The following is a 26,635-nucleotide window of genomic DNA, read 5'->3' as shown; positions in this document are numbered from 1 at the left end:
TCGTTCCAGTGTGCCCGAGGCTGCCGGCCGGCATCCGGTCGGCGGTAACAGAGCGCAACAGAGCGAGGGGTCCTATGCTCGATGGAAATACGCCGCACGTGAGCGCCTCCGAGGAAATGGACCCCATGCAGCCAGGCCACCCGCGCATCCGACCGACGATCTCCGGGCTTGCCGTGCGCGTGGCAGCGCTCGTCGCGATCGTCGCCCTCGCGCTGGTCGGGACCGGGCTGGGCGCGGCCGCGCCGGCCAGGGCGGATGACCCGGTGAACTTCGGCGAGAGCCACATCGTCGACACCGTCGGGGCTCTCGGCGACCGGGAACCCGAGGTCGTTGCCGCCCTCGACGCACTGTTCGCCGACACCCAGATCGACCTCTTCGTGGCCTATGTGTCGAGCTTCGAGGGCGTGGACGACCCGTCGACGTGGGCCGATTACACAGCGGTGGACAACGGCTTCGGCGACAACGACGTGCTGTTGGCCGTGGCCACAAAGGACCGGCAGTACCAGCTGTCGGTCGCCACCGATTTTGTGCTCGACGAAGCCCAGCTCGCCGAGGTGCAAAGTACCGCCATCGAACCGTCGCTGCGGGTTAACGACTGGGCCGGCGCCGCGATCAACGGGGCCACGGCAATGCAGCAGAGCGTGGCCGGCGAGCCGCTCAGCGATCCGGTGATCACCCCCGGGGACGCCAGCCCGGGCGGCGGCGGCGGGTTCCCCAACTGGATCGCGGTGCTGCTCGTGCTCGCGGTCGTGGGCGGCATCATCGCCGTGGTGATCTGGGCGCTGCGGCGCCGCGGCACGGCCCCGGTGGCGCGGCCCGGCGGCGCCGAGGCGTCGACGCCCGAGCTGAAACGCGACGCCTCCAGCGCGCTCATCGCGACCGACGACGCCATCAAGACCAGCGGCCAAGAGGTGGGCTTCGCGATTGCCCAGTACGGCGCCGATGCCGCCGCCCCCTTCCAGGCGGCGGTCGGCGCCGCCACGGCGAAACTGTCCGAGGCGTTCACCCTGCAGCAGCGACTCGACGACGCCGAACCCGACACCGAGGACCAGGTGCGCGACTGGTATCGGCAGATCATCGCACTCTGCACCGAGGCCAACCGACTGCTCGACGAGCAGGCCGCCGATTTCGACGAGCTGCGGAAGCTCGAGGCCAACGCCCCGGCCGCGGCGGCCGGGCTGGAGACCGAGCTCGGGGCCATCGATGCCCGCCTCGACCAGGCCGAGGCCCGGGTGGAGGAGCTGTCCACCCGCTACACGCCCGAGGCGATCGCCACGGTCGCCGACAACCCCGACCAGGCCGCCGAACGGCTCACCTTCGCCACCAATGCGCTGGCCGAGGCCCGCGCGCGGCTGGCCGCAGGCGAGCCGAGTGCCGCAGCGGTCGGCATCCGCGCCGCGGAGGAGGCCGTCGACCAGGCGCAGTTGCTCGTCGATGCCGTCGAAAGGCTCGCCGCCGATCTGCAGCGCGCGGAGTCCGGCATCCCGGCGGTGCTGGCCGACCTCGACACCGACCTTGCGACGGCGCGTGGGCTGCCCGCTGCCGGGCAGGCGTCGGCCGATGTTCCGGGCGTGATCGCCCGCACCGAGCAGACGCTCATCGAGGTGCGTGCCGCGCTGGCGGCCCCGCCGGTGAACCCGGTCGAACTGCTGCAGCGCCTCGAGGCCGCCAATGCCACCATGGATGCCACGCTGCAGGGCGTGCGGAACGCCCAGGTTCAGGCAGAGCGGCTGCAGGCCGCGCTGACGCAGAGCCTGCAGGCGGCCCGCAGCCAGGTGTCGGCCGCGGAAGACTTCATCACCGCCCGGCGGGGCGCGGTCGGCGCGGAGGCCCGCACCCGGCTGGCCGAGGCCGGCCGGTTGACCGCCCAGGCCGAGTCCCTGGTGGCGAGCGATCCGGCCGCCGCCCTCGCCGTGTCCCAGCGGGCCGGCTCCCTGGCCGCCGAGGCCACGGCCATGGCCCGGCGCGACGTGGACGGGTTCTCCACCGACAGCGACGACTTCGGCGACTTCTTCGGCGGCGGCGGGGTGAGTCGCCGCGGTGGCAGCAACGGGTCGATGGGCGCCGTGCTCGGCGGCATCTTGATCGGTCAGATCTTGGGCGGCGGGGGTGGCGGCGGCATGTTCGGCGGCGGTGGCGGTTTCGGTGGGATGGGCGGCGGCGGCGGTCGGCGCTCGAGCGGTGGAGGCTTTGGTGGCGGGCGCAGCCCGGGCAGCTTCGGCGGCGGGGGCACGCGCGGTCGCCGCGGCGGCGGCGGCCGGTTCTGAGCCGCCCGGGCGACCTCCCCTCCTGAGCCCCTCGGCCAGCCTCCACCCGCATGCACCAGACGGCACAGCCCTCGAGCTGCCGCAAAGCCCCACCGCCGCACGCGCGAAGGGACTCTATGCCGCAAGTGGGCGACATGTCCTTCACCGACGTGCCGCCAAAGTCCCCTCCCGAGCCCGGGAAGGGGCACTATGCGGCAATTCGCGAGGAGCCCGCCCGCAACAGCAGGCCCTCAACCGCTCTCGCGGCAGGTCCGCGACTTGCCAGTTCAGGCCCCTTCCGGGCTCGTCACTGGGCCGGAAGTGGCATCTCACTGTCCGGGCGTCGCGCACGGCCCTCGTGCAGGGCTCCCCACTTCGGGGCGGCCTCCGTAAAGCCCGATATCGAACGAAGCCCGGCCGCTATCGTCGGAATTACTTGCATTCAACGGGGAGAACCATGGAATTTGCAGAACTGCTCGCGGCATTGGCGCTGAAGGTACGAAACCAGCGCGAGGCCATTCAGACCGAAGAAGCCACGAAGAACGCGTTCATCATGCCGTTCATCTCCACCATCCTGGGATATGACGTCTTCAACCCCCTGGAAGTGGTTCCTGAGTTCACGGCGGATGTCGGGGTGAAGAAGGGCGAGAAGGTCGACTACGCGATCATGCGCGATGGCGAAGTGCAGATCCTCATCGAATGCAAGAAGTCCAAGGAAGCGCTGAAGATCGAGCACGCGTCGCAGCTGTTCCGCTATTTCGCCGTCACCAACGCACGCATCGCGGTTCTCACCAACGGTGAGACCTACCAGTTCTACACCGATTTGGATGCGCCGAACCGGATGGACGACAAGCCGTTCCTGGTCCTGGATCTGCTCGACATCGACGAGACCCTGCTTCCCGAGTTGCGGAAGCTGACCAAGGACGTTTTCGACCTGGACTCGATCATCAATGCCGCCGAGGAACTCAAGTACATCGGCCAGATCAAGCGCACGATCGCTGCTCAGTTCAAGGAACCACAGGACGAGTGGATCCGTTTCTTCACCACCCGCGTGTACGACGGAGCCTTCACCCAGAAGGTGCGCGAACAGTTCACGACCCTGGTCACCAAAGCGACCAAACAGTTCCTGAACGACCAGGTCAACGACCGGCTGAAGACCGCGCTGGGCTCATCGGCGTTCTCTCCGCTCCCGGTTTCCGCAGAGACGGCCAGCCTCACCAGCCAGCTCGTCGTCGCAGATGACCTGGACAGAGACACCGAATTGGACACCACCCTCGAAGAGCTTGAGGGCTATCAGATCGTCAAGGCCATCGCCTGCAGTGAGGTCAAGCCACAGCGCGTCATGCACAGGGACGCAAAGTCGTATTTTGCAGTGCTGCTCGATGACAACAACCGCAAACCCATTGCCCGGTTGCATTTCAACGGCCTGAAGCAGAAGTACCTTGGCGTCTTCGACCAGGACAAGGTCGAGACCCGGCATGCCATCAGCTCATTGGACGAGATCTACCTGCACGCCGACGCCATCCGCGAATCGGTCAAGAACTACAACGGATAGTCGCTCAGCGGGCCAGGGCGAATAGGGGCGGGGCGGGCACGTCGACCGTGAGGTCGGCGAGGATCCGGCCGACGGTGGGGGTGAACTTGAAGCCGTGGCCGGAGAAGCCGGCGCCCACGATGACCGGCCCGCGGCGGTCGAGCACGAAGTTGGAGTCCGGGGTGGTCGTGTAGGTGCAGCTGATCTCGGTGAAGGCATCCGGGTCGGCGCCGGGGAGCCACTCACGGGCGTACCGGCGGAGGGCCAGCAGCTGCTCGGGTTCCGCGGTGAAGTCGCGGTGGTCGGGGTCGACGACCGGCCCCACACCGTGCCAGCCGGCCTTGATCCCCTCGCCGGGGGTGTGCATGCCATAGACCGGTGAGCGCCAGTACTCGTACCCGGGCGTGCCAGGCCGGTAGCCGTGATTGAAGCCCGGCCAGGTGAAGCTCGTGTCGAGCACGGCGAAATGCGCCGGCTGCTCCTGGGTCACCACGAGGCGTGGAAACGGCAGCAGGCCGCCGAGCAGCGAGCCGGTCCAGGCGCCGAGCGTGACGATCACCCGTCGGGCCCGGAACTGCTCGGTGTCGGTGTGGACCAGCACACTGTCGTCGTCCTGCACGGTGAGGCGGGTGGCCGGCATGCCGTGCTGCACCCGGGCGCCATGGGCGGTCGCGGCCTGTTGCAGGGCCGTCACCGACGCATCCGCGTTCAGCCGGCCGGCCTCGGGCGTGAACAGCACCTCGGTATCGAAACGGATGCCCGGCCACCGCTCCGCCGCCGCGTCGACACCGAGGATCTCCGGGTCGAAGCCCACGGCGGACAGCGCCGCGTGCACCTCGGCGAACGGCTGGCCCTGCCCGTGGTTGACCAGGCCGACCTGCTCGAGCAGCCGGGTGTCGGTCTCGTCCTCCAGCTCGCGCCAGAGCCGCAGCGCCTCCACAAGCATGGCCACATAGGTGGGGTCGGAGTAGCTGAGGTTGAAGTTGCGGGAGGCGCCGTGCGAGGCACCGTTCTTGTGCCCGGGAGCGAAGCGCTCGAGCAGGGTCACGTCGCGGCCCCGGCGGGCGAGCTCCCAGGCGGCAGCCGAGCCCATGGCTCCGCCGCCGATGACGAGCGTGTCGACCTGGGTGGTCATGCGGGCAGCATCCTTTCGTAGCAGAGCGAGAACCAGATCGCACTGTAGGGAGGATAGATCGGGATCGGGGTGTATCCGAGGTGTTCGTAGAGGCGCACGGCCTCGGGCTGGCGGTCGCCGGTCTGCAGGATCAGCCGACGGGCGCCCCTCTCGGCCGCCGCTTCCTCGACCGCGCGGATGAGCGCTTTGCTCAGACCCCGGCCCCGGTACTCCGGCAGGGTGACCAAGCGCTTGAGTTCATATTCCGTGCCGAGCATGCGTAGCGCGGCGTGCGCGGCGGGCACACCGTCGACGGTGGCGATGAGTGTGAACACCATGGTGTCGGGGTCGATCGCGAACGCCTGCGCCAGCTCGGCGGCGGCCTCGTCCGACGGGTTGTCGAAGCGGTCGGCGTAGCGGGGGCCCACCTCCTCGTCCATGGCCCGGCGCAGGGCGATGGCCCTGGGGTCGGCCCAGTCCACGACGTGGAGCTGCACGAGTCCGGCTGCCACCGTCACGCCAGCACCTCCCGCACGGTGAAGTCGAGGGCGGAAACGGTGAGCGCGATCGAGTCCACGTCGATGCGTTCGTCGTTGCCGTGGAAGAGCATCCGGAAGGTGCCGTAGTCCCAGCGCCGGCTGAGCAGGCCGAACCCGTAGGCGGGGATGCCCCGGCGGCGGTAGAAGCGGGCGTCGGAGCCGCCCACGCTGAGCACCGGCAGCAGGTCGGCGTTGGGGTAGGCGCGGGCCACGGCCGCACTCAATGCGGCGAAGAGCGGGGTGTCGACGGGCGACCGGGTGGCGGCCTCGAACCTGTCGCCGACGATCTCGATGTCCACCATCAGCTCGCCGAGGGCGTGCCGCAAGTAACCGTCCACCTGGGCGGCGTCGACGCCGGGCAGCACCCGGATATCCAGGTCGACCGTGGCCAGCGACGGGATGACGTTCTCTTTCTCGCCGGCGCGCATGATGTTGGGCGAAATGGTGGTGTGGCTGGAGGCGTGCGCGAAGCCGGCCAGGCTGCCCAGCTCGTGCACGGCGTCGTCGATACGGGCCGGGTCGGTGAGCCGTTCGGCCAGTTCGGCGGGCAGGCCGAGAACCGAGACGTAGTGCCGCCAGTCCGCGGTGATCTGCACGGGGGCCTCGAACCGGGCCAGCCGGCCCACGGCCTCGGCCGCGATCACGGCCGCGTTGCGGGCGCCCCACGGCGCGGAGCCGTGACCGGGCGTGCCGCGCACCACCAGCCGCCGTCCGGCGATGCCCTTCTCCCCCACCGTGGTGGTGATCGACGGGCGCACGCCCACGGGCGCCCCGCCGGATTCGGTGAGCACGAACGAGGCGTCGATGAGGTCGAGCCGGTGCTCGGTCATCCAGCCCACCCCGAAGCGGCTGCCGCTTTCCTCGTCGGCAACGGCGGCGAAGATCAGGTCGCCGCGCGGCCGGAACGGTCCCATGGCGATGTCGCGGATCACGACCGCGTAGCTGGCCGTGAGGTAGAGCATGTCGAGGGCGCCGCGCCCCCAGATCTCCCCGTCGACCAGCTCGGCGGCGAACGGGTCCCGGCTCCAGCCGTCCCGGTCCACGGGCACCACGTCGATGTGGCCCACGAGCGCGAGCGACGGCGCGGCCGGGTCGGTCCCGCGGATGCGCGCGATCAGCGACGCCCGCCCGGGGTGCGGCTCCACCACCTCGAGTTCGAGGCCGGAGCCGGCAAAGAAGCCCTCGAGCGTGCGCACGCTGCGGATCTCGCCGCCGGAATCGGGGGTGCCGTCGTTCACGCAAGCGTTGCGGATGAGGTCGCGCAGCAGGTCGACGGTCTGGCGGGTGAGCACATCCGGGTCGGTCATCAGCGCACCATCCCGCCGAGGCTCTCGGCGAACTCATCGAGCAGGGCACGGCCGGCCGGCCAGGCGCCCAGCTTGCTCATGATGTTGATGTGGCCCAGGTTGCCCACCTCGACGAACCCGGCGCCCCACGACGCCGCAAGGGTGCGCGCGATACCGAGGGCACAATACGGGTCGTCGGCGCTGGCGACCACGAGGGCCGGGGTGCCGAGCACGGCGGGTTCGGCCTCCCGGAAGGTCGGAGCCGCCGACGGGAAGCCGGGCCCGAACCGGTCGGGCGGGGCCACCAGCAGGGCGCCGCGCACCCGGCCGGGGTTGTCCGCCAGCCAGGCCCCGACGGCCAGGCAGCCCAGGCTGTGCGCCACGATGATCGTGTCCGGTGTGCTGACGGCCGCGTCCACGGCGGCGATCCAGTCATCGAGATCGGGTTCGTCCCACGAACTGGGGCGGATGCGCACGGCATCCGTCTGCGTCGCCTGCCAGCGGGTCTGCCAGTGCTTCTCGGTGGAGTCGTTGATGCCCGGCACGATCGTCAGGCTCAGGGGGGTCGGCATGGTCGGGATCCTCGACAGTTGTTCGGCTGGGCGTTTCGGCGTGTGAACTCACACTATCCGTCCCCTCTGTATCCCGTCCTGACCGGTGGTCACACAGGCACTTGTGGAGGTGAACGCGGTAGTTTCTAAGCGTTGACCCCCTTCGAAAGGACACTCACATGACCAAGCAGTCGATCTTCGGCCGCATCGCCCAGCTCACCAAGGCGAACATCAACGCGATGCTGGACTCCGCGGAAGACCCGAAGAAGATGCTCGACCAGATGGTGCGGGACTTCACCAACAGCATCGCCGACGCCGAAAGCGCGATCGCCGAGACCATCGGCAACCTGCGGCTGCTCGAAGACGACCACCGCGAAGACGTGCAGGCCGCCGGCGAGTGGGGCCGCAAGGCCTTGGCCGCCAGCCGCAAGGCCGACGAGCTGCGCGGCGCCGGCAACACCGTCGACGCCGACAAGTTCGACAACCTCGCCAAGGTGGCCCTCGGCCGCCAGCTGCAGTCCGAGAAGGAGGCGAAGGACGCCGAACCGCAGATTGCCAGCCAGACGGCGATCGTGGAGCAGCTCAAGACCGGTCTGAACACCATGAAGACCAAGCTGAGCCAGCTCACCTCCAAGCGCGACGAGCTCATCGCCCGCTCCAAGACCGCCGCCGCGCAGGCGCAGGTGATGGACGCCGTGAAGAGCATCGACATCATGGACCCCACCAGCGAGGTCAGCCGCTTCGAAGACAAGATCCGCCGCGAAGAGGCCAAGGTGCGCGGCGCCAGCGAGCTCGCCGCATCCAGCCTCGACGCGCAGTTCGAGAGCCTCGACGACCTCGGCGAGCTCACCGAGGTGGACGCCCGCCTGGCCGCGCTCAAGGCCGGCACGCCCTCCTCGATCGAGCAGTAGCAGCCCGATCGCAGCAGCATCCGAGAACGGCCGCGGGAACAACCCGCGGCCGTTCTCTGTTGGGCACAGCATGACTACTCTCGGAATCATCGGTGCCGGTAACATCGGCAGTCAGCTCGCCCGCCTCGGCGTGGCCAACGGATACGACGTCGTGGTGAGCAACTCACGCGGCCCTGCCACCCTCGAGGCGTTGATCGCTGAACTCGGGCCGCGCGCCCGCGCAGCGCTGCCCGCTGAGGCCGCCGCCGCCGGTGACCTGGTCATCGTGACCATACCGCTGCACGCCATCGACACCCTGCCGCTGCCCGAACTGGCCGGCAAGCTCGTGATCGACACCAACAACTACTACCCCCAGCGCGACGGCAACATCGACGCCCTGGACGAAGAGACCACGACCACCGCCGAAATGCTCCAGGACCTGCTCACCGAGTCCCGCGTCGTCAAGGCGTTCAACCACATCTACGCCGCCGACCTCACCACGGATGGCCTCCCCGCCGGCGCCTCGAACCGTCGCGCCCTCGTCATCGCGGGCAACGACCCCGAGGCCCGCGAGGCCGTCACCGCCCTGCTGGACGACTTCGGCTTCGACACCGTCGACCTCGGCCCGCTCGCCGAGAGCTGGCGCATCCAGCGCGACACCCCGGGCTACGGCCCGCGGATGGACGCGTTCGAGCTGCGCGAAGCCGTGAGCGCGGCCATCCGCTACCGCGACATGCCCCAGGCGGTCTAACCGCCCAACTTGCCGGCCCCACGGCCGCTGACCCGCGAACTGGCAGATGCGGCGGGCGGGGGCCGAGGAGCATACTGAGGGGGTGTCCCCCAACTACGTGGTCGTCCCACAGTGGCAAGGTTCTGTCTCCCCCCGCGCGATGCGCCTGGTCGACGGGGCGGAGGCGATCCAGGGCGACCTGCCCTCCTCGGTCACCTACCCCGTGGACGTGCCCGTCGAGGCCGGCGATTCGCTTGACACCGGCATCCACCGGTTCTCGTCGCTGCTGACGGTGCGCGACCGGCAACTGGCCGTGTTGCGCACCAGCACCGAACCGGTGCTCACCATCGGCGGTGACTGCGGGGTCTCCTTCGGCGCCGTCGAGCACGCCTCCCGCCGGCACCCCGGCGAAGTCGCGCTGGTCTGGTTCGACGCCCACCCCGACCTGCACACCAGCGAGTCGTCGCAGTCCGGCGGTTTCGGCGGCATGGTGCTGCGCGCCATCCTCGGCGAGGGCGTCGACGGGCTCGCGCTCGGCCCCGATGAACGTCTCACGGCCGACCGGGTGGTGCTGGCCGGGGTGCGCGACATCGACCCGGCCGAGGATGTCTACATCACCGAGCAGGGCATCCCCCTGGTGCCGGTGGAGAGCTTCGGCACGCCCGACGCCATCGTGGCCGCGGTCAAGCGCACCGGTGCCGCACACGTCTACCTGCACATCGACCTGGACGTGCTCGACCCGGCCACCATCGTGGGGCTGTCGAACATCTACCCGTTCGGGCTGGCCGTGGAGAACCTCACGGCCGCGATCGTGGCACTGCGGGCCGAGTTCACCCTGGCCGGGGCCACCATCGCGGGCTTCGCGCCGTCCTCCCCCGAGGCCGCCAGCGACGACCTGCCCAGCATCCTGCGCATCATCGGCGCCCTCACCCGCTAGTCCCGGGAGGGACGGACGATCGAAGGAGATCACACGTGACCACGGACGACCCGCGCGTCTTGCTCGAACGACGGGGGCACCTGCTCCTGATCGGGCTGAACCGGCCGGAGAAGCGCAATGCGGCGGACTTCGCCCTGCTGCAGCAACTCGCCCTGGCCTACGGGGAGCTCGAGCGTGACCCTGAGCTGCGGGTGGGCGTGCTGCATGCCGTCGGAGAACACTTCACCGCCGGGCTCGATCTGGCCGACATCGGCCCGAGGCTGGGCCCGGAGGGGCTGGATATGGTGCCGGAGGGCGGCATCAACCCGTGGCAGGTCGACGGCACCGCCCTGAGCAAGCCCGTGGTCATGGCCGTGCAGGGCACCTGTCTCACCCTGGGCATCGAGCTGATGCTGGCCAGCGACATCGTCGTCGCCGCCGAGTCCACCCGGTTCGGGCAGATCGAGGTAAGCCGGGGCATCCTGCCCTTCGGCGGCGCCACGATCCGGTTCCCGCGCGCGGCCGGCTGGGGCAATGCCATGCGCTGGCTCCTCACCGGCGACCTGTTCGACGCCCGCGAGGCCCACCGAATGGGCCTGGTGCAGGAGATCGCGCCCAACGGCCGCCAGCTGCATCGCGCCATCGAACTCGCCGAGCGAATCGCCGCACAGGCCCCGCTGGCCGTGCAGGCCACGCTGGACAGCGCCCGCACCGCCCTGCGGGACGGCCCCGCCGCGGCCGAGGCCGAACTGCAGCCCGCCCTGGCCCGGCTGGCCGGCACGACGGATGCCCGCATCGGCATGGAAGCGTTCCTCTCCCGCACCCCGGCCGAGTTCCAGGGCCGCTAAAGGCCGCCCCTCCCCCGCTCGCCAGCGGCAGAACATCCCAGGGTCGGTCTGGATTCTTCGGAGGTACGGTCGGTAGGCTGCGACGATGAGCGACACGACCTCGACATCACCCAACTCCAGCACTCCTGCCAGCGACACCCGCAGCTACGACGTCATCGTGATCGGCGCCGGCGCCGTGGGCGAGAACGTGGCCGACCGCACGGTGCAGGGCGAGCTGTCCACCCTCATCGTGGAGGCCGAACTGGTGGGCGGCGAATGCTCCTACTGGGCCTGCATGCCCTCCAAGGTGCTGCTGCGCAGCGGCGCGGTGCTCGCCGCCGCCCGCCGGGTGGCCGGCGCGGCCGAGGCCGTGACCGAGCAGGTCGACGTGGCGGCGGTGCTGAAGCGCCGCACCGAGTTCACCCACGACTGGAACGACGACAGCCAGGTCGAGTGGCTCGATTCCGCCGGTATCGACCTGCTGCGCGGGGCCGCCAGGCTCAGCGGAATCCGCGAGGTCACCGTCGAGACCGCGGATGGCCCGGTTGTCGTCACCGCGAAACACGCCGTGGTGCTCAGCACCGGCTCCAGCGCGCTGCTGCCCGACATCGACGGCCTCGCCGACGTCTCCCCGTGGACCAGCAGGGACGCCACCTCGGTGAAGCACGTACCCGGCCATCTCGCCATCATCGGCGGCGGTGTCGTGGCCGTGGAGATGGCCGCCGCGTACCGCTCGCTGGGCGCGCAGGTGACCCTGCTCGTGCGCAGCTTGCTGCTGCGCGACCAGGAGCCCTTCGCCGGCGAGATGGTGGCCACCGCGCTCACCGACGCGGGGGTGGAGGTGCTCACCGACGCGAGCCCCACCGGCGCCCGCCGCACCGACACGGGCGAGGTGACCCTGGTTCTCGCCGACGGCCGCACGGTCACGGCCGACGAGGTTCTCGTGGCTACGGGCCGTACGCCACGCACCCAGGACCTGGGCGTGGAGACCGTGGGCCTGACGCCCGGCGACTGGGTGAGCGTGGACGACACCATGCTCGTGCAGGGCGATTCCCCGGCGTTGGCCGGTGACTGGCTCTACGCCACGGGCGACCTCAACCACCGGGCCCTGCTTACCCACCAGGGCAAGTACCAGGCTCGCGCCGCGGGCGATGTCATCGCGGCGCGCGCCGCCGGCCTCGTCGTGGACGACGCCCCCTGGGGCACCCACGTCGCCACCGCCGACCACGCGGCCGTGCCGCAGGTCACCTTCACCGACCCGGAGGTCGCCTCGGTCGGGCTCACCGCCGCCGCGGCGGAGAAGGCCGGATTCCGCACCCGGGTGCTCGACTACGACCTGGCCGGGGTCGCCGGCGCGAGCGTGGTCGCCGACGGGTACACGGGCCGGGCCCGCGCGATCGTCGACCTCGACACCGAGGTGCTCCTCGGCGTCACCTTTGTAGGCGCCGGGGTGGGCGAGCTGCTGCACGCGGCCACCATCGCCGTGGTCGGCGAGGTGCCGATCAGCCGACTCTGGCACGCCGTGCCCAGCTACCCCACCCTCAGCGAGGTCTGGCTGCGGCTGCTCGAGGAGTACGGTCGCCCGCCCGCGGCCGGCACCCGGAGCGAGTGATGCGGCGCATCCTGTTCGACTCGCCGATCAGCCGGGCGGGGTATCTCTACGCCACCGCCGTCGGCCTGGTCTGGGGTTCGATCTGGAGCACCGGCCGCGTGGAACGCCGAGAAGGACTGTTCGTCTTCCGCGGCCTGCCGGCGTGGGCGTTCGGACGCGGCGGCTCCTGCGTGGGCGGCTGTTACCTCACCAACCAGAATGTGTCGGCGGATGTGCTCGAGCACGAGGCCGTGCACAAGGTGCAGTGGCAGCGCTACGGCATGCTGTTCCCGCTGTTGTACTTCATCGCGGGGCGCGACCCGCTGAAGAACCGGTACGAGATCGAGGCCGGCCTGGAGAAGGGTGGCTACCTGCGGAAGAAGCGGGTGGTCACGCGTGCTCCGCGCGACCGTTCCGCCAGTACCCCATGAAGGCCACCTGGCGGCGGTCGATGCCGACCTCGGAGACCAGGAATCGGCGCAGCCGCTTGATCACCCCGGCTTCGCCGGCCAGCCAGGCGTAGAGCTCGCCGTCCAGGGCGGACCCGTCGGGCACCTCCCAGAGGATGGACTCGTCGATGTCGATGTCGGGGAGCACGGTGCCGCTGTGGTGAGCGGTGATGAACCGGGCCGTCCAGCCCTTCACCGCGGACTCGAGTGCCGCTCCGTGGCCGGCGCGGTTGCGGGGCAGCCAGGTGACGGTGACGCCATCCGGGGCGTTGGTCTCGTGCGCGTCGCCGGCCTCCGGCACCTCGATGTAGGCGCAGCCGCGGGCCGTGCGGGGCAGGGCGGAGAGGATCGCGCAGATCGCTGGCGCCGCCGTCTCGTCGCCCGCGATCAGCACGGTGTTGGCGTTGCCGGGGGCCCATTCGATGCCGACGACCGGGTTGTCACCGTCGGCGACGGGACCCACGATGGCAACCTCGTCGCCGACGATGGCGGCGCGCACCCAGCGTGACGCGGGTCCGGCGTCGCCGTGGGTGACGAAGTCGATGTCGACCTCGCGGTGCTCCGGGCGGGCGTGCCGCACCGTGTAGGTGCGCAGCGGGTTGCGGTGCTCGTCGGGCAGGTCCCGCCAGGTCTCGTACCAGGAGTCGGTGCGAGGGAACGGTGACACACCTACCCCGGGCAACGGCAGCACCAGTTTGATGCGCTGGTCGAGGCCGGCGGTGCCGAATTCGTGCAGGTCGGGGCCCGTGAAGGTCACCCGGGTGAAGTTGGTCGACAGCCGTTGAACGCGCGCCACCGACACGGCGAACGGGCGGTAGCTGGGGCGCGGAGCCCGCACACGTGCGGGGGCCGGCGCGGGAGCGACTGTCGAAGTAAGCATGGCCTAAGTATGGCATGCCTAACCTATATTGCACCCGGGAATCGGGATTACGCGGCTCGGACCCAGTCGCTGCTCACGTAGCTGCCGGCGCCGGAGCGCGTGACGGGGCTGACATAGCCGGTGGGGGTCGCGGCCGGACGGCCGGTGCTGACGTAGCCGGCCGGTTCCGCACTGCGATCGGTGCGGGCGGCGGCGCTGATGTAGGAATTCATGATGCTCCTGTCGGTAATGGTGCTGGTCGACGCAGAGCTTCATTGGACGCGTGCTGGTGATGGTGCCGATGGATCGCGCGGCCGGCCGGGGCCGGCCGCGCGATTCGGTGCTGCGGGTGGTGCGGTGCTACTCGCCGACGCCGACGGGCTCGGCGGCCACGTTGGCCGAGGTGGCCTCAGCGTCGCCGTCGGCCAGGTTCAGCCTGAGGCTCGCGCCGAGGGTGGCGTCCACGCTGGTCCAGTACGCGATGGCGCGTTCCTTGACCTCGGGGCGGGTGACGCCACCGACGGCTCCCGTGATGGTCTCGAGGAAGCGGGCCTTGGCCGCGTCGTCGAAGACGTCGCGGTACAGCGTGCCGGCCTGACCGAAGTCATCGTCGTCGGCGCGCAGGATCGCGGCGCTGCGCACGAGCGCACCGTCGCTCTCCCAGGTGCCGTCGCCCGCGAGGGCCTCGTCGGCGACGGGGCCGCCGAGCGAGTTCGGCGCGTAGTTCGGCGCACTGGCGTCGTTGAAGTGGTACCGGGCGGCGCCATCCTGCGAGTAGTTGTTGACCGGCGCCTGCGGGGCGTTCACGGGCAGCTGGTTGTAGTTGGTGCCCACACGGTAACGCTGCGCGTCAGGGTAGGAGAAGATGCGCGCCATGAGCATCTTGTCGGGGCTGGCCGCGATACCGGGCACGAAGTTGGCCGGCGAGAACGCAGCCTGCTCGATCTCGGCAAAGAAGTTGCCCGGGTTGCGGTTGAGGGTGTGCGTGCCCACCTTGATCAGCGGGAAGTCGCTGTGCGGCCACACCTTGGTGAGGTCGAACGGGTTGAAACGGTAGGTCTTGCCCTCTTCGTACGGCATGACCTGCACGTGCACATCCCAGGACGGGAAGTCGCCGGCGTCGATGGCCTCGTAGAGGTCGCGGCGGTAGTAGTCCGCGTCGGCGCCCGCGATGAGCTCGGCCTCGGCGCCTTCCATCTCGACGTTGCCCTGGTTGGAGGTGAAGTGGTACTTCACCCAGAAGCGCTCACCGGCGGCGTTGATCCACTGGTATGTGTGCGAGCCGAAGCCGGGCATGGTGCGCCACGAGCGCGGCAGGCCGCGGTCGCCCATCAGGTAGGTCACCTGGTGCGCGGACTCGGGCGAGAGGGTCCAGAAGTCCCACTGCATGTCGGCGTCGCGCAGGCCGGAGCCCGGCAGGCGCTTCTGCGAGTGGATGAAGTCGGGGAACTTGATCCCGTCGCGGATGAAGAACACCGGGGTGTTGTTGCCGACGATGTCGTAGTTGCCCTCGGTCGTGTAGAACTTGACCGAGAAGCCGCGCACGTCGCGCCAGGTGTCGGGCGAGCCCTGCTCGCCGGCGACGCTGGAGAAGCGCTGCAGGGTGTCGGTGCGGGCGCCGGGCTGGAACAGCGCGGCACGGGTGTAGGCGGACACGTCGCCGGTGACCTCGAAGACGCCGTGCGCTCCGCCGCCCTTGGCGTGAACGATGCGCTCCGGGATACGTTCGCGGTTGAACTGGGCGAGCTTCTCGACCAGGTAGCGGTCGTGCAGGGCTGTGACGCCCTCAGAGCCGGCGGTGAGGGAGTGCTCGTCGCTCGGGACCGGGGTTCCGGTCTGGGTGGTGGTGGGGGGCAGTGTTGTCATTGTGCTCCTTTGTTCAACAGCGGGGAAGGTGAGGAAGAGGTGGAAGATATGGCCGCCTGGCAGTCCGGGCACAGGCCCCAGTACGTGACCTCGGCGGTGTGCACGGTGAACCCGGCGGTGTTGGACGGCGTGAGGCAGGGGGCCTCGCCCACGGCGCAGTCGACATCGTGCACGGCACCGCAGCGGGTGCAGACGATGTGGTGATGGTTGTCGCCGACCTGACGCTCGAAGAGCGCCGGCGAGCCGGCCGGCTCGATCTTTCGGGCGATCCCGGCCCCCGTGAAGGCCGCGAGCACGCCGTAGACGGCCTGCAGCGATGTGCCCGGCAGTTCGGCCCGGACCGTGGCGAAGAGCCGCTCCGCGGTCGAGTGCGGAGCCTGGTCGAGAACCCGCAGCACCGCGAGCCGGGGAGCGGTGACCTTCAGACCAGAGGCACGGATGCTGTCGGCGAGCGGACCCGGCGGCTCGGCCGCTCGCGTCCGTTCGGTGTCTACCATTCGATCACGCTATCAGTTGTTTTGATTGAATCAAAACATTGCAGGGAAAGCCTCAGGAGTGAAAACTTGAGGATTGCGAGTCGAGGGACGACCTGTACACGCCGATGACCCGTTCCAAGAAGGCCTCGACGACGTGTCGTTCATCGTCGGAGAGCTCCTGGGTGAGAGCCGCAACTCCCCCGATCACCGGGTGCAGCTGCTGGAATGCGCGCGTGACCGACTCCTGGGCGGGCACCACGACGACCTTGCGCCGGTCGGACGCATGCGGATGACGCTGCGCGTGACCGAGTGCGACCAGCCGGTCGATCACCAGGGTGGTCGCCGCCGTGGAAATGTCCAGACGGCGAGACAGTTCCCCCGGGGTCAGCGCCCCCTCCTGAATGAGGTGCTCCATCGCGGTTAGGTCGGTGGTGTTCACCTCGAGCGCCTGCCCGACCTGACGCTCGAAGGCGCGGGACAGCTGCAGGATCTGGTGCAGAGCGGAGCCGATCACATCCGAAGCCGGCGGTCCGCCGGCGGGAGGTCCGGGCGGGACGGAAGCCCCGGAGACCGCACCGGGAGCGAGGTTGCGACGCTCTTCCATAGGGGAGATACTATTACGCAGATCACTAGGAAACCTAGCAATCAACATTATTGGAGGAATTGTGCTCGCGATTCAGCGGTTCATCACCGGCCGGCGCACCGCCTGGGTCGTGCTCGTAGGGACCATCGTCGCGGTGGGATTGCTTTTCAGCCTGCTCCCCTCGAACGATTCCGAGGAGTTCCCCACCTCCGGGCTCCCTACCTCCAGCCAGGCAGCACAAGTTGACGCCCTCCTCGCTGACTTCCCGTCCGCCGAGCAGACTTCGGCGATCGTGGTCTGGACCAGAGACGACGGCGATCTCTCCGAATCCGACATGGCGGCCATCACCGCGCAGGGCGCGGCTCTGGCCGAGCAGTCGGTCGCCCCGCAGGCCACCACACCGCGGTTCAGCGACGACGGAAAGGCCGCCATCAGCATCCTTCCGCTGAATGCGGACGAGGCCAACGCCGACATCGGCCAGACGGCCACCGACATCCGTGACACCGCGTCGGCCGATCTGCCGGACGGACTGGACGCCTATGTCACGGGCGCGGTCGGCTTCCAATCCGATATCACGAACGCCTTCGCCGGTGCCGACCTGCGACTGCTGCTCGTCACCGTGATCGTCGTCGCCGTGCTCCTGATCGTCACCTACCGTAGCCCGGTGCTCTGGATCGTCCCGCTCGTCGTCGTCGGCGTGGCCGACGGCCTCTCCACCGTCGTGGTGGGCGCCCTCGCCGAACCGTTCGGCATCACTCTCGACCCCTCGGTCGCCGGCATCCAATCCGTGCTGGTCTTCGGCGCGGGCACGAACTATGCCCTGCTGCTCGTGGCCCGTTATCGCGAGGAATTGCTGCGCACAGAGAACCGCAACGCCGCCATGCTGGCCGCGGTACGTGGCGCCGGGCCGGCCATCGCCGCCAGCGGCGGCACGGTCGCGCTCAGCCTGCTCACCCTGCTGTTCGCGGAGTTGTCGGGCAACCGGGCGCTCGGCTTCGCCTGCGCCATCGGCGTGGTCATCGCCATCATCTTCGCCCTGGTCGTGCTGCCCGCCGCCCTCGTGGTCTGCGGCCGCGGCCTGTTCTGGCCGTTCATCCCCCGCTACGTGCCCGGCGCCGATGCGAAGGCGCGCACCGGCTTCTGGACCCGCCTCGGCCGCGGGGTGCAGCGTCGTCCGATTGTGGTCACCGCCGCATCCGTCGCCGGTATCGCGGCCCTCAGCCTGGGCCTGATCGGTGCGTCCGTCGGGCTGTCGCAGGCCGACCAACTGCTCGGCAAACCCGAGTCGGTGCAGGCGCAGGCCATCGTGGAGGAGTCGTTCTCCGCCGGCCTGACCAGCCAGACCATCGTGCTGGTTCCGGATGCGGCGGCCGCCGAGGCCACCGCGCTCGCGACCGACACGTCCGGCATCGAGTCCGTGCTGCCCGGCGAGAGCGCGAACGGGCTCACCCGGCTCAACCTGTCCCTGGCCAGCGAGCCGGGCAGCGAGGAGACCTTCGCCATCATCGACACCCTGCGCGGCACCTACGCCGATGCGTCGGGCGAGGTGTCCCAGGCGTTGGTCGGCGGCAGCGACGCCACGGCGTTCGACAACAAGACGAGCGCCCAGGCCGACCAGGCCCTGATCATCCCGATGATCCTGGCGATCGTGTTCGCCATCCTGGCCCTGCTGTTGCGGTCGCTGGTGGCGCCAGTCCTGCTGATCGTGAGCGTGCTGGCGACCTTCTTCGCCAGCCTCGGCGCCTCCAACTGGATCTTCCAGAACTTGATGGGGTTCCCGGCCTTCAACACCAACGTGGTGCTGTTCGCGTTCCTGTTCCTGGTGGCCCTGGGTGTCGACTACAACATCTTCCTCACCACCCGGGCCAGGGAGGAGAGCATCCGCTTCGGCACCGGGGAGGGCATGGTGCGCGCCCTGTCCTCAACGGGCGCCGTCATCACGAGCGCCGGCATCCTGATCGCGGCGGTCTTCGCCGTGCTGGGTGTGCTCCCTGTCGTGGCCTTGACCCAGATCGGTGTCATCGTCTGCATCGGTGTGCTGCTGGACACCCTCGTGGTGCGCACCCTGGTGGTGCCCGCACTGGTCTTCCTCACCGGCGACCGGTTCTGGTGGCCGTCGCGTCCGGCCGCGAAGGCGCCGCGGGTCTAGCGGGCCGCGGGCGGCACCCGGTCCTGCCAGCGAATCCGGCGCTCCAATTGCGCGCCGAGGGCCAGCAGGGTCGCCTCGCCGCCCGGCCGGCCGATCAGTTGCACACCCATCGGCAGGCCGTCCGGGGTCTGGGCCACGGGCAGGGTGATGGCCGGCAGGCCGGAGACGTTGACCATCGAGGTGAACGGGGTGTACTGCACCTGCTGGGCGAAGTTACGTTCGCCGTCGACGGCGTCGTACCATCCGACCGGCCGCGGGGTGAGCGCAAGCGCCGGGGTGAGTACGGCGTCGAACCGGGACAGCTGGCGGATCAGTGAGCGCTCATAGGTGGCCAGGGTGGTCAGCGCCTCGGCGACGTCACGGCCGGTCAACGCCCGGCCGCGGTGCATCAGCCAGCGGGTGAGGGGTTCGAGCAGGGCCTCCTGCTCGACGGTCTCCGCCGGGATCCGGGCGGCGCTGAGCTGCCAGAGCGCCCGGAACGCCGGCGCGTAGCTCGGGTCCGGCTCCAGCGCGGTCTGCTCGATGCCGTGGCCCATGGCGGCGAAACCGTCGACGGCCACGGCGAGCGCGGCCAGGGCCTCCGGGGCCAGGCTGATCTCATAAGCGTCGTCCCACGCCGAGGTGGTCATCACGCCCAGCTGGTAGCGGCCCTCGCCCCGCACGGCGGCGCCGAGCAGCTGCTCGTCTCCCCCGGGTGCCCGCACGGCGAACGGATGCGCCGGCCGGCCGCCGTCCGGCGCGATCATGGCATCCAGCAGCAGCGCGGCATCCGCCACCGTGCGCGCCAGCGGGCCGGCCACGGGGAGGCCCCCGGGCACGTCCAGGCCGCTCGCCGCGGGGATCCGGCCGCGGGACGGCTTGACCCCGACGAGCCCGCAGGCGGCGGCGGGGATGCGCACCGACCCGCCGCCGTCGCTGCCGGGGGCGAACGGCAGCATCCGCGCGGCCACGGCCACGGCAGCGCCGCCACTGGAGCCGCCGGCGCCCAGCGCGGGGTTCCAGGGGTTGCGGGCGGGGACTCCGGCCACGGGCTCGGTGTACGAGGGGAGGCCGAATTCGGGGGTGGCGGTCTTGCCCAGGCTCACGCCGCCGGCCTCGTCGAGGGCCTGCACGAGCAGGTCGCTGGTCTCGGGCACCGTGCCCTCCATCAGCCGGGAGCCGAACCCCACGGGCACCCCGGCGCGTTGCTGCAGGTCCTTGTCGGCGAAGGGCAGCCCCCACAGCGGCCGGGTGCGGGGCACCTCGGTTTCCACCTGCCTGGCGCGGGCCAGAGCGGCCTCGCCGGTCACGGTGACGAAGGCGCCGAGCCCGGGGTTCAGCCGCTCGATGCGGTCCAGGTAGTGCCGGGTGAGCTCGGTGGGGCTGATCTCGCCCTGCTGCAGGGAGCGCCACTGCTCGAGGGCGGTCAGTTCGTGGAGGTCAGCCATCCCCCGAGCCTAGCGACCGGCCCCTGACGACGCCCCGGTACGGGCTCGCGGGCGGGGATACGGGACTGGCTCTGGGCGCACCGGCCCGGGTAGCCTCGAAGGATGACCCGCACCGATGCTGCCGCCTACTACAACCCGATGGGCACGACCGCGCTGATCACCGGGGCGTCGAGCGGACTGGGCGTGGGTTTCGCTCACGAGCTCGCCCGCCGGGGCGCCGACCTGGTGCTCACCGCGCGCCGGCTTGACCGGCTCGAGGCCCTCGCCGTCGACCTGGCCGAGAAGTACGGCACGGTGTCCACGGTGATCCCGCTCGACCTGGCCGCCCCCGGCGCCGTCGCCGAGCTCGTGCGGGACCTCGCCGACCGAGGAATCCGGGTGAGCACCCTGGTGAACAACGCCGGCTTCGGCCTGTTCGGCAGCATGGTGGATGCGCCGGCGGCGCCGGTGCACGACCAGGTGGCGGTCAACGTCCAGGCGCTCACCGATCTCACCCATGCCCTTCTGCCGGGCCTGCTCGGCGCGGCGCTCACGCATCCGCAGGGTGCGGCGCTGGTGAACGTCGCGAGCACGGCGGCGTTCCAGCCGGTGCCCCGGCTGGCTGTCTACGCCGCGAGCAAGGCCTACGTGCTCAGCCTCACCGAGGCACTCTGGTACGAGACCCGCGGCACCGGGCTCAAGGTGACCGCGCTGTGCCCCGGCCCGACCGAGACCGAGTTCTACGCCGTCGCGCAGCGCTCCACGGCCGGCCCCCGCGGCCTGGCGAGTGTGGACGAGGTGATGCGCACGGCCTTCGACGCGCTCGATACGCCCCGCACTCCCCCGCACGCGGTCAGCGGCGGGCAGAACCGGCTGTTGGCCTGGCTGGCGTCGGTGTCGCCCCGGCGCACCGTGGTGACAGTGACCGGGCGGCTGTCGCGCCGGTGAGTGCCCCGCTGCGGCCTACTTGAGGCTCTTCTGCAGCAGCACGGTGCCCAGCCAGCGCTCGAACTTGAAGCCGACCTTGCCCATCCGGCCGATCTCCTCGAAGCCGAAGTCCTGGTGCAGCTTGATCGACGCATCCGCACCCTGGTCGGCGATCACGGCGATGATCTCCTTAAGGCCGGCGGCCTTGGAGCGCTCGATGAGTTCGGCCAACAGCACCCGGCCCAGGCCCTTGCCGGTGGATGCCGCGCCCAGGTAGATCGAGTTCTCCACCGTGAACCGGTAGGCCTTCTTCTGCTTCCAGGGGCTCACCAGCGCGTAACCGAGCAGCTGCCCGGCCGGCGACTCGGCAACGATGAACGGCATACCGAGCTTGGTCAGGTAGGCGAACTTGTCGCGCCACTCGGCCAGGGTCATCGCATCTTCGTCGAAGGTGACGGTGCTGTTGGCCACGTAGTAGTTGTAAATCTCCCGGATGTCGGGCAGGTCGGTCTCCACAGCGTCCCGCAGCGAGTACTCGAACGGTGCCTCGGGCGCCGGCGCCGGCGTCAGGTGACGCGGCAGCCGTCGACGCGGCTGGTATTCCTCTTCTAGCACCGGATGGGTCCTCTCCACATGGGAATCAGATTACTGCAGCGACCAGTCCACGGCTGCCGCGCCCTGCTCGGCCAGCAGGGTGTTGGCGCGGCTGAACGGGTGGGAGCCGAAGAAGCCGCGCCGGGCCGAGAGCGGGCTGGGATGCGCCGAGACGATCGCCGGGGTGTGCCCGAGCAGCGGCAGGAGGTTCTCGGCGTCCCTGCCCCAGAGGATGGCGACCAGCGGCGTGCCGCGGCCGGCCAGAGCCCGGATCGCCTGCTCCGTCACGGCCTCCCAGCCGTGCCGGCGGTGCGACCCGGCGGCGCCGGCCTCGACCGTGAGCACCCGGTTGAGCAGCAGCACCCCGTGCCGGGTCCAGGGGGTCAGGTCGCCGCCGTCCGGTCTCGGCAGGCCGACGTCGTCGTGCAGCTCGGTGAAGATGTTCGCCAGGCTCCGCGGCACCGGGCGCACGTCGCCGGCCGCTGAGAAGGCCAGGCCCACCGGATGCCCGGGCGTGGGGTACGGGTCCTGGCCCACGATGAGCACCCGCACCTCGTCGAACGGCTGCCGGAAGGCGCGCAGGATGTTCTCCGGCGCCGGCAGCACCTCGGCGCCGGCAGCGGCCCGCTGCCGTGCGAAGGCGAGCGGGTCCGCGAAAGGGGCCAGGGCGCTGACGTCGACGGGGCCGGTGTGGTCGCCGAGCCCGAAGGCCCGCGCCCAGCCGGGCTCGATCAGCGCGGGGTCGATCGGTGCAGGCATCCGGCTCAGGAGCCGAAGGTGCTCACCAGCACCCCGCCCTCGGATTCGCTCACGGTCCAGACGCTGCCGGTTCCGGCCACGCCCAGGGTGCCCTGGCCCACGATCAGCACGGTGCCCTCGTCGACGGCCAGGCCGCCGCGGATGAGGCCGGCCTCGGTGGCGGCGACCATGCGGGACAGCGTGCCCCACTGGGCGGCGTGCACGTCCACGGTCACGTCGAGCAGGCCGATGCCGTTCTCGATCGTGATCTCGTCGAGCCCCTCTGAGGCGTCCTGGGGGCTCACCGGCACGCCGCCGATCTGCCAACCGCCGAGCACGGCGCGTTCGGCCGCGATCATGGCGCCGGCGGAGTAGCCGAGGTACGGGATGCCGGCGGCCACCTGGCGGCGGATCTCCCCGGCGATGGGGGTGAGGGCGGTGAGGTAGGCGGGGGTGAGGCCGCCGCCGATCACGATGCCGTCGACATCCGCCACGGCGAGCAGGGCGGCTTCGTCGGTGAGGCCGAGCACCGTGAGGTGCGGGTCGACCGGCCCGGCGGCGCCGATGGCCGCGACCAGCTTGGCGGCGTGGTCGGCGCCGTCGGCGTCCCGCACCACGATGACGGCCAGGCGCGGTTCGTCACGGCCGGCCGCGGTGGCGCGCAGGGCGGCTTCGGCCAGGAACGGACCGTAGACCACGGCGTCGCTCTCGGTGGCGTTCTCGGCAGCCCAGCCGCCGCCGACGAGGTGGATGCTCATGCGTCGACCGCGCTCGTCAGCGGGGTGGCCGTCACGGGTGGCAGGGCCGACCACGGGAAGACGATCCAGCCGTCGGTCTCCCGCCAGGTGAAGTCGGGCACGTGCACCGTGCGCGGCTTGGTGTACAGCGTCGCGGAGCGCACCTCGCCGGCCGATTCCTTGAGGATGCCCACTACCAGGGCCAGGGTGTGGCCCGAGTCGGAGACGTCGTCGACCAACAGGACGCGCTTGCCGGCCAGCGCCGGGGCGTCCAGCATCGGGCCGGAGAGCACGGGCTCCGGCAGGCGCTCGTCGATGCCGGTGTAGAACTCCACGTTGATGGAGCCGCAGTTCTTGGTGCCCAGGGCGTAGGAGATCGCCCCGGCCAGCAGCAGGCCGCCGCGCGCGATGGCGATGACGACGTCGGGCTGGAACCCGCTTGCCAGCACCGTGCTGGCAAGCGACCTGGACGCGTCGGCGAATTCGGTCCACTCCAGCACCTCGCGGGGCGGATCGACGGTGGCGGGGGTCTCGGCGTGCTGGTCCTGTTGCATTTGTCAATGGTAGAACCTCCCGCGCCCGCCGCGCGCGGACGAAGGGCCCGGTGTGGGCCCGGCAGCACGGCCGGTGCGGGGCGGCGTCACGGCCGGTGCGGATACGGAAGACTAGCGGGATGATCACACTGCAGCAGGATGCCGACGGCTTCGTCCGCATGAACCGGCATTTCCCCGCCAAGACGCCCATCGTCATCCGTTTCACCGACGGCACGACCGGCGAGTACACCGGCGCGCGGCTCAACGAGCTGTACGACGCGGCCCTGGCCACCTTCCGAGCCGAGAACCGCCTCGACGCCAAGGGGTTCTCCCGGTCGCCGGCCAAGACCGTGCACCCCACCCACAACGTCGAGTTCGTGCCCGTGCAGTCCGGGATGGCTCCCTGACCCACATCCCGTCACATGACTCAGCAGCTGAGTGACCTGCCGTACAGCGCCGAGGTGGAGATCGTGCTGCTGCACGCCTCCCCCGTGCACCGGTACGAGGGGCGCCCCGCCGACGGGCCGTTGCCGGCGGTGGGCGAGGAGAGTCACGAACGCATCGAGGTGCGCGCGGGCCTGGGCATCGTGGGCGACCGGCACTTCGGCCGGAGGGCTCACGTGCAGGCGTCGGTCACGGTGATGAACGCGGAGGTGCTCGACCGGGTCGCCGCCGAGCTGGCGCTGCCGTACCCGCTGGATGCGACCGCCACCCGGCGCAACATCCTGCTGCGCGGCGTGGAGATCGACGGTCTGCGCGGGGCGACCTTCTCGCTCGACAGCGGCGACGGTCCCGTCGAGTTCCGGGCGCACCGGCCCGCGAACCCCTGCGCCTGGATGGATGTGATGCTCGCCCCCGGCGCCCACCGCGCGCTCCGCGGGCGTGGCGGGCTTCGCTGCGAGCCGGTGACCGACGGGATGCTGCGGCTCGGCCCGGCCACGATGCGGTGCAGTGTGCCGCTGGTGGTTACGGGTGCCGCACGCCCTGCCCGGCCAGAACGGCCCGGTAGCCCTCCCGGTAGCTCGGGTAGCTGAAGCTGAAGCCGGTCTCGAGGATGCGCCGGTTGCTCACGCGCTTGTCCCCGCCACGCTTGCTGCCGGTCTCGACGATCTCGGGCACGGGCAGGCCGAGCTCGCCGGCGACGAAGGCCAGCACCTCGGCGGCGGGCACCGGCGTGGAGTCCACCCCGAGGTAGAGCGGCTCGGGCGCCTTGGCCCGCAGCATCAGGTGCACGATCATCGCGGCGGCGTCGTCGCGGTGGATCCGGTTGGTCAGTCGGCTGCGCTCGCCCACGGTGGCGCGCCCGGAGCGCACCTGGTCGATCAGGCGCTCCCTGCCCGGCCCGTAGATGCCGCCGAGCCGCAGCACCACGGCCGAGGGGATCCGGCTGCGGAGCAGCTGCTCGGCCTCGAGCAGGATCGAGTCGGTGCCGGGGCCAGGGGCCGCCGGGGTCGACTCGTCGACGGTGCTGCCGTCATTCACGTCGTAGACGGCTGTCGACGACACCATCAGGAACCGGCGCGGCGTCACCTGCGCGTCGTCGAGGGCGTCGAGCAGGTTGCCCAGCCCGGTCACATAGGCGGCCCGGTATACCTCGGGGTCGGGGTTCCCAGCCGCGATGGCCACGATCACGAGGTCGGTGTCCGGCGGCACCACGGGCTTCTCGCTGGCCAGGTCGACGGACTGCCCGTCGAACGCGGCCGGCAGCAGCCCGGCCCGGCGACGGAGGCCCACCACGTGCTGGCCGAGCGTCGTCAGGCGGAGGCCCACCTCGGTGCCGAGGTCGCCGCATCCGGCAATCAGTACAGTCATCCCCCCAGTATGGAGGCGCGCAGTGCCCAGCCGCGCCGATCGCTCAGAGCACCTCGCCCGGCTGTGGCGGGGCCAGGTGCCGCTCCGGTGTGCCGTTGTAGAACGACAGCGGCCTGATGAGGGAGTTCGAGGCCAGCTGCTCCATGATGTGCGCCGTCCAGCCGGTCACCCGGGCAGCCACGAAGATCGGCGTGAAGGTGGCGGTGTCGAAACCCATCAGGTGATACGCCGGCCCGGACGGGTAGTCCAGGTTGGGCAGGATGCCGGTGCGCTCGGCCATGCCGGCGGCGAGGGCCTCGTAGAGCTCGAGTAGGTCGGGGCGGTCGTAGTGCTCGATGAGGGTGAGCAGGGCCGCGTGCATGGTGGGCACACGGCTGTCGCCGTGCTTGTAGACCCGGTGGCCGAAGCCCATCACCTTGCGCTTGTGCGCGAGGGTGTCGTCCAACCAGTCTTCGGCCCGCTCGGCCGCCCCGTCGCCCAGACCGATCTCGTTGAAGATGTGCATCACGGCCTCGTTGGCGCCGCCGTGCAGCGGGCCCTTGAGCGCGCCGACGGCCCCGGTCACGGCGGAGTACAGGTCGGAGAGCGTCGAGGTGATCACCCGAGCGGTGAAGGTGGAGGCGTTGAAGGAGTGCTCGGCGTACATGATCATCGACACGTCGAAGGCCTCGACCACGGGCAGTTCGGGCACCTCGCCGAACGTCATGTAGAGGAAGTTGGCCGAGTAGCCCAGGTCGTCGCGCGGTTCGACGAGCTCGAGCCCCTGCCGGCGGCGCTGGTCGTAGGCGACGATCGCCGGCAGCTGCGCGAACAGGTGCAGCGACTTCGCCAGGTTCGCTTCCACCGAGGAGTCCGGCGTGGTGAGGTCGTTGGCGCCGATCACGCTCACGGCCGTGCGCACCACGTCCATGGGGTCCGCGGAGGTGGGGATCTCGTCGATCACCCGGCGCACCGAGTGGTCGAGCCGGCGCAGCGCCCGCTCGGCCTCCTCGAACTCGGCCAGTTCGGCATCCGTCGGCAGCTCGCCGTTCCAGAGCAGGTACGCGACCTCTTCGAAGCTCTTCTGGGCGGCGAGTTCCTGCACCGGGTACCCGCGGTACAACAGCGAGTTCGAGTCGGGGTTGACCTTGGAGACGGCCGTCGAGTCGGCCACGACCCCGGCCAGGCCGCGATGGATCTCGGGTGCGACCGGTGGTTCCGCCACTGACGTGTGGGTGGGCTGGTTGATGGTCATGTCGCTCCTTTGCGTCCTGATTCCTGGCCGTGCTGGTGGTGCTGCCGT

General features: G+C 70.5%; 28 protein-coding genes. 12 read left to right on the top strand and 16 right to left on the bottom strand.

The genetic code is table 11. The features are described from left to right. The first annotated feature begins 98 nt into the window (after nt 1–98). Nucleotides 99–2,267: a TPM domain-containing protein gene (locus tag PA27867_RS03795; protein ID WP_236900828.1), complete on the top strand. Its 2,169-nt coding sequence runs from the start codon at nt 99–101 to the stop codon at nt 2,265–2,267. 436 nt (nt 2,268–2,703) lie between these two features. After that, a complete protein-coding gene (locus PA27867_RS03790; protein ID WP_066593431.1) occupies nt 2,704–3,801 on the top strand; it encodes a type I restriction endonuclease in 1,098 nt (365 codons plus the stop codon). Nucleotides 3,802–3,805: 4 nt separating this feature from the next. Here the strand turns inward: PA27867_RS03790 and PA27867_RS03785 are convergent, their stop codons facing one another. From PA27867_RS03785 to PA27867_RS03770, 4 genes are read right to left on the bottom strand one after another with little or no spacing between them, the layout of a single operon-like run. Beyond that, nucleotides 3,806–4,915: an FAD-dependent oxidoreductase gene (locus PA27867_RS03785; RefSeq protein ID WP_066593425.1), complete on the bottom strand. Its 1,110-nt coding sequence runs from the start codon at nt 4,913–4,915 to the stop codon at nt 3,806–3,808. Further along, on the bottom strand, nt 4,912–5,412 hold the full coding sequence (locus tag PA27867_RS03780) for a GNAT family N-acetyltransferase (protein WP_066593411.1): 501 nt from the start codon (nt 5,410–5,412) through the stop codon (nt 4,912–4,914). The genes PA27867_RS03785 and PA27867_RS03780 overlap by 4 nt, the downstream gene beginning before the upstream one ends. Then, nucleotides 5,409–6,740 (bottom strand): M20/M25/M40 family metallo-hydrolase, encoded by a 1,332-nt coding sequence (locus tag PA27867_RS03775; protein WP_066593408.1) that lies wholly within the window; start codon nt 6,738–6,740, stop codon nt 5,409–5,411. Before PA27867_RS03775 ends, PA27867_RS03780 begins: the two co-directional genes overlap by 4 nt. After that, a complete protein-coding gene (locus PA27867_RS03770) occupies nt 6,740–7,291 on the bottom strand; it encodes an RBBP9/YdeN family alpha/beta hydrolase (protein WP_066593405.1) in 552 nt (183 codons plus the stop codon). Before PA27867_RS03770 ends, PA27867_RS03775 begins: the two co-directional genes overlap by 1 nt. 158 nt (nt 7,292–7,449) lie before the next feature. Here PA27867_RS03770 and PA27867_RS03765 point away from each other — a divergent pair, with 158 nt between their 5' ends. The 6 genes from PA27867_RS03765 (at nt 7,450) to PA27867_RS03740 (ending at nt 12,655) form a co-directional block, all read left to right on the top strand. Then, complete coding sequence (locus tag PA27867_RS03765) at nt 7,450–8,181, top strand: PspA/IM30 family protein (RefSeq protein WP_066593402.1); 732 nt, start codon at nt 7,450–7,452, stop codon at nt 8,179–8,181. 70 nt (nt 8,182–8,251) lie between these two features. Continuing rightward, the gene (locus PA27867_RS03760; RefSeq protein WP_066593398.1) at nt 8,252–8,911 is read left to right on the top strand and encodes an NADPH-dependent F420 reductase; all 660 of its coding nucleotides are present in this window, start codon (nt 8,252–8,254) and stop codon (nt 8,909–8,911) included. An 82-nt stretch (nt 8,912–8,993) separates the two neighbouring features. Further along, nucleotides 8,994–9,827: an arginase family protein gene (locus PA27867_RS03755; protein WP_157109104.1), complete on the top strand. Its 834-nt coding sequence runs from the start codon at nt 8,994–8,996 to the stop codon at nt 9,825–9,827. A gap of 35 nt (nt 9,828–9,862) precedes the next feature. Beyond that, nucleotides 9,863–10,654 (top strand): crotonase/enoyl-CoA hydratase family protein, encoded by a 792-nt coding sequence (locus tag PA27867_RS03750; RefSeq protein WP_066593389.1) that lies wholly within the window; start codon nt 9,863–9,865, stop codon nt 10,652–10,654. 85 nt (nt 10,655–10,739) lie between these two features. Beyond that, a complete protein-coding gene (locus tag PA27867_RS03745) occupies nt 10,740–12,245 on the top strand; it encodes a dihydrolipoyl dehydrogenase family protein (RefSeq protein ID WP_066593388.1) in 1,506 nt (501 codons plus the stop codon). After that, complete coding sequence (locus tag PA27867_RS03740) at nt 12,245–12,655, top strand: Fe-S oxidoreductase (protein WP_066593387.1); 411 nt, start codon at nt 12,245–12,247, stop codon at nt 12,653–12,655. Before PA27867_RS03745 ends, PA27867_RS03740 begins: the two co-directional genes overlap by 1 nt. On the opposite strand, the gene PA27867_RS03735 is transcribed toward PA27867_RS03740, so the two are convergent. The 5 genes from PA27867_RS03735 to PA27867_RS03720 form a co-directional block, all read right to left on the bottom strand. Continuing rightward, a complete protein-coding gene (locus tag PA27867_RS03735) occupies nt 12,615–13,553 on the bottom strand; it encodes a siderophore-interacting protein (protein WP_066593386.1) in 939 nt (312 codons plus the stop codon). The genes PA27867_RS03740 and PA27867_RS03735 overlap by 41 nt on opposite strands. A 47-nt stretch (nt 13,554–13,600) precedes the next feature. Next, nucleotides 13,601–13,765: a hypothetical protein gene (locus PA27867_RS20520; protein WP_157109103.1), complete on the bottom strand. Its 165-nt coding sequence runs from the start codon at nt 13,763–13,765 to the stop codon at nt 13,601–13,603. A gap of 127 nt (nt 13,766–13,892) precedes the next feature. Further along, nucleotides 13,893–15,398 (bottom strand): catalase, encoded by a 1,506-nt coding sequence (locus PA27867_RS03730; protein ID WP_066593384.1) that lies wholly within the window; start codon nt 15,396–15,398, stop codon nt 13,893–13,895. Then, a complete protein-coding gene (locus tag PA27867_RS03725; RefSeq protein ID WP_066593383.1) occupies nt 15,395–15,895 on the bottom strand; it encodes a Fur family transcriptional regulator in 501 nt (166 codons plus the stop codon). The genes PA27867_RS03730 and PA27867_RS03725 overlap by 4 nt, the downstream gene beginning before the upstream one ends. A gap of 52 nt (nt 15,896–15,947) precedes the next feature. Beyond that, nucleotides 15,948–16,478, bottom strand: a complete 531-nt coding sequence (locus PA27867_RS03720) for a MarR family winged helix-turn-helix transcriptional regulator (RefSeq protein ID WP_236900827.1) — start codon at nt 16,476–16,478, stop codon at nt 15,948–15,950. A gap of 61 nt (nt 16,479–16,539) precedes the next feature. On the opposite strand from PA27867_RS03720, the gene PA27867_RS03715 reads away from it, so the two are divergent. Next, the gene (locus tag PA27867_RS03715) at nt 16,540–18,606 is read left to right on the top strand and encodes an MMPL family transporter (protein ID WP_066593382.1); all 2,067 of its coding nucleotides are present in this window, start codon (nt 16,540–16,542) and stop codon (nt 18,604–18,606) included. On the opposite strand, the gene PA27867_RS03710 is transcribed toward PA27867_RS03715, so the two are convergent. Next, nucleotides 18,603–20,033 (bottom strand): amidase, encoded by a 1,431-nt coding sequence (locus tag PA27867_RS03710; protein WP_066593381.1) that lies wholly within the window; start codon nt 20,031–20,033, stop codon nt 18,603–18,605. The genes PA27867_RS03715 and PA27867_RS03710 overlap by 4 nt on opposite strands. Nucleotides 20,034–20,135: 102 nt before the next feature. Between PA27867_RS03710 and PA27867_RS03705 the strand changes: the two genes are divergently transcribed. Continuing rightward, nucleotides 20,136–20,960, top strand: coding sequence for an SDR family NAD(P)-dependent oxidoreductase (locus PA27867_RS03705; RefSeq protein WP_236900826.1), 825 nt, complete (start codon nt 20,136–20,138; stop codon nt 20,958–20,960). Between the two features lie 15 nt (nt 20,961–20,975). Here PA27867_RS03705 and PA27867_RS03700 read toward each other — a convergent pair whose 3' ends face one another. From PA27867_RS03700 to PA27867_RS03685, 4 genes are read right to left on the bottom strand one after another with little or no spacing between them, the layout of a single operon-like run. Further along, nucleotides 20,976–21,554: a GNAT family N-acetyltransferase gene (locus PA27867_RS03700; protein ID WP_066593380.1), complete on the bottom strand. Its 579-nt coding sequence runs from the start codon at nt 21,552–21,554 to the stop codon at nt 20,976–20,978. 30 nt (nt 21,555–21,584) lie between these two features. Beyond that, nucleotides 21,585–22,292, bottom strand: a complete 708-nt coding sequence (locus PA27867_RS03695) for a uracil-DNA glycosylase (RefSeq protein WP_084020648.1) — start codon at nt 22,290–22,292, stop codon at nt 21,585–21,587. 5 nt (nt 22,293–22,297) lie between these two features. Next, on the bottom strand, nt 22,298–23,029 hold the full coding sequence (locus tag PA27867_RS03690; RefSeq protein ID WP_066593377.1) for a Type 1 glutamine amidotransferase-like domain-containing protein: 732 nt from the start codon (nt 23,027–23,029) through the stop codon (nt 22,298–22,300). Continuing rightward, on the bottom strand, nt 23,026–23,562 hold the full coding sequence (locus PA27867_RS03685) for a phosphoribosyltransferase (protein WP_066593375.1): 537 nt from the start codon (nt 23,560–23,562) through the stop codon (nt 23,026–23,028). Before PA27867_RS03685 ends, PA27867_RS03690 begins: the two co-directional genes overlap by 4 nt. 119 nt (nt 23,563–23,681) lie before the next feature. On the opposite strand from PA27867_RS03685, the gene PA27867_RS03680 reads away from it, so the two are divergent. After that, nucleotides 23,682–23,948, top strand: coding sequence for a hypothetical protein (locus PA27867_RS03680; protein ID WP_066593374.1), 267 nt, complete (start codon nt 23,682–23,684; stop codon nt 23,946–23,948). Between the two features lie 15 nt (nt 23,949–23,963). Continuing rightward, a complete protein-coding gene (locus PA27867_RS03675) occupies nt 23,964–24,575 on the top strand; it encodes an MOSC domain-containing protein (protein ID WP_066593373.1) in 612 nt (203 codons plus the stop codon). Here the strand turns inward: PA27867_RS03675 and PA27867_RS03670 are convergent. Together PA27867_RS03670 and PA27867_RS03665 are read right to left on the bottom strand one after the other, a co-directional pair. Next, nucleotides 24,508–25,353, bottom strand: coding sequence for an NAD-dependent epimerase/dehydratase family protein (locus tag PA27867_RS03670; RefSeq protein WP_066593372.1), 846 nt, complete (start codon nt 25,351–25,353; stop codon nt 24,508–24,510). The genes PA27867_RS03675 and PA27867_RS03670 overlap by 68 nt on opposite strands. A gap of 43 nt (nt 25,354–25,396) precedes the next feature. Further along, nucleotides 25,397–26,587, bottom strand: coding sequence for a bifunctional 2-methylcitrate synthase/citrate synthase (locus tag PA27867_RS03665; protein WP_066593370.1), 1,191 nt, complete (start codon nt 26,585–26,587; stop codon nt 25,397–25,399). Nucleotides 26,588–26,635: the final 48 nt, after the last annotated feature.

This window comes from Cryobacterium arcticum (assembly GCF_001679725.1).
Classification (GTDB): domain Bacteria; phylum Actinomycetota; class Actinomycetes; order Actinomycetales; family Microbacteriaceae; genus Cryobacterium; species Cryobacterium arcticum_A.
Note: the sequence above shows the minus strand (reverse complement) of the source record. Positions and strands in the feature narration are given on the sequence as shown.

Excerpts from the sequence above, each read along its gene's own strand:
- PA27867_RS03690 (WP_066593377.1), bottom strand. The coding sequence starts at position 23,029 with ATGAGCATCCACCTCGTCGGCGGCGGCTGGGCTGCCGAGAACGCCACC.
- PA27867_RS03775 (WP_066593408.1), bottom strand. The coding sequence starts at position 6,740 with ATGACCGACCCGGATGTGCTCACCCGCCAGACCGTCGACCTGCTGCGC.
- PA27867_RS03730 (WP_066593384.1), bottom strand. The coding sequence starts at position 15,398 with ATGACAACACTGCCCCCCACCACCACCCAGACCGGAACCCCGGTCCCG.
- PA27867_RS03670 (WP_066593372.1), bottom strand. The coding sequence starts at position 25,353 with ATGACTGTACTGATTGCCGGATGCGGCGACCTCGGCACCGAGGTGGGC.
- PA27867_RS03705 (WP_236900826.1), top strand. The coding sequence starts at position 20,136 with ATGACCCGCACCGATGCTGCCGCCTACTACAACCCGATGGGCACGACC.
- PA27867_RS03765 (WP_066593402.1), top strand. The coding sequence starts at position 7,450 with ATGACCAAGCAGTCGATCTTCGGCCGCATCGCCCAGCTCACCAAGGCG.
- PA27867_RS03760 (WP_066593398.1), top strand. The coding sequence starts at position 8,252 with ATGACTACTCTCGGAATCATCGGTGCCGGTAACATCGGCAGTCAGCTC.
- PA27867_RS20520 (WP_157109103.1), bottom strand. The coding sequence starts at position 13,765 with ATGAATTCCTACATCAGCGCCGCCGCCCGCACCGATCGCAGTGCGGAA.
- PA27867_RS03745 (WP_066593388.1), top strand. The coding sequence starts at position 10,740 with ATGAGCGACACGACCTCGACATCACCCAACTCCAGCACTCCTGCCAGC.
- PA27867_RS03675 (WP_066593373.1), top strand. The coding sequence starts at position 23,964 with ATGACTCAGCAGCTGAGTGACCTGCCGTACAGCGCCGAGGTGGAGATC.
- PA27867_RS03665 (WP_066593370.1), bottom strand. The coding sequence starts at position 26,587 with ATGACCATCAACCAGCCCACCCACACGTCAGTGGCGGAACCACCGGTC.
- PA27867_RS03785 (WP_066593425.1), bottom strand. The coding sequence starts at position 4,915 with ATGACCACCCAGGTCGACACGCTCGTCATCGGCGGCGGAGCCATGGGC.
- PA27867_RS03735 (WP_066593386.1), bottom strand. The coding sequence starts at position 13,553 with ATGCTTACTTCGACAGTCGCTCCCGCGCCGGCCCCCGCACGTGTGCGG.
- PA27867_RS03790 (WP_066593431.1), top strand. The coding sequence starts at position 2,704 with ATGGAATTTGCAGAACTGCTCGCGGCATTGGCGCTGAAGGTACGAAAC.
- PA27867_RS03695 (WP_084020648.1), bottom strand. The coding sequence starts at position 22,292 with ATGCCTGCACCGATCGACCCCGCGCTGATCGAGCCCGGCTGGGCGCGG.
- PA27867_RS03710 (WP_066593381.1), bottom strand. The coding sequence starts at position 20,033 with ATGGCTGACCTCCACGAACTGACCGCCCTCGAGCAGTGGCGCTCCCTG.
- PA27867_RS03685 (WP_066593375.1), bottom strand. The coding sequence starts at position 23,562 with ATGCAACAGGACCAGCACGCCGAGACCCCCGCCACCGTCGATCCGCCC.
- PA27867_RS03680 (WP_066593374.1), top strand. The coding sequence starts at position 23,682 with ATGATCACACTGCAGCAGGATGCCGACGGCTTCGTCCGCATGAACCGG.
- PA27867_RS03720 (WP_236900827.1), bottom strand. The coding sequence starts at position 16,478 with ATGGAAGAGCGTCGCAACCTCGCTCCCGGTGCGGTCTCCGGGGCTTCC.
- PA27867_RS03740 (WP_066593387.1), top strand. The coding sequence starts at position 12,245 with ATGCGGCGCATCCTGTTCGACTCGCCGATCAGCCGGGCGGGGTATCTC.
- PA27867_RS03725 (WP_066593383.1), bottom strand. The coding sequence starts at position 15,895 with ATGGTAGACACCGAACGGACGCGAGCGGCCGAGCCGCCGGGTCCGCTC.
- PA27867_RS03770 (WP_066593405.1), bottom strand. The coding sequence starts at position 7,291 with ATGCCGACCCCCCTGAGCCTGACGATCGTGCCGGGCATCAACGACTCC.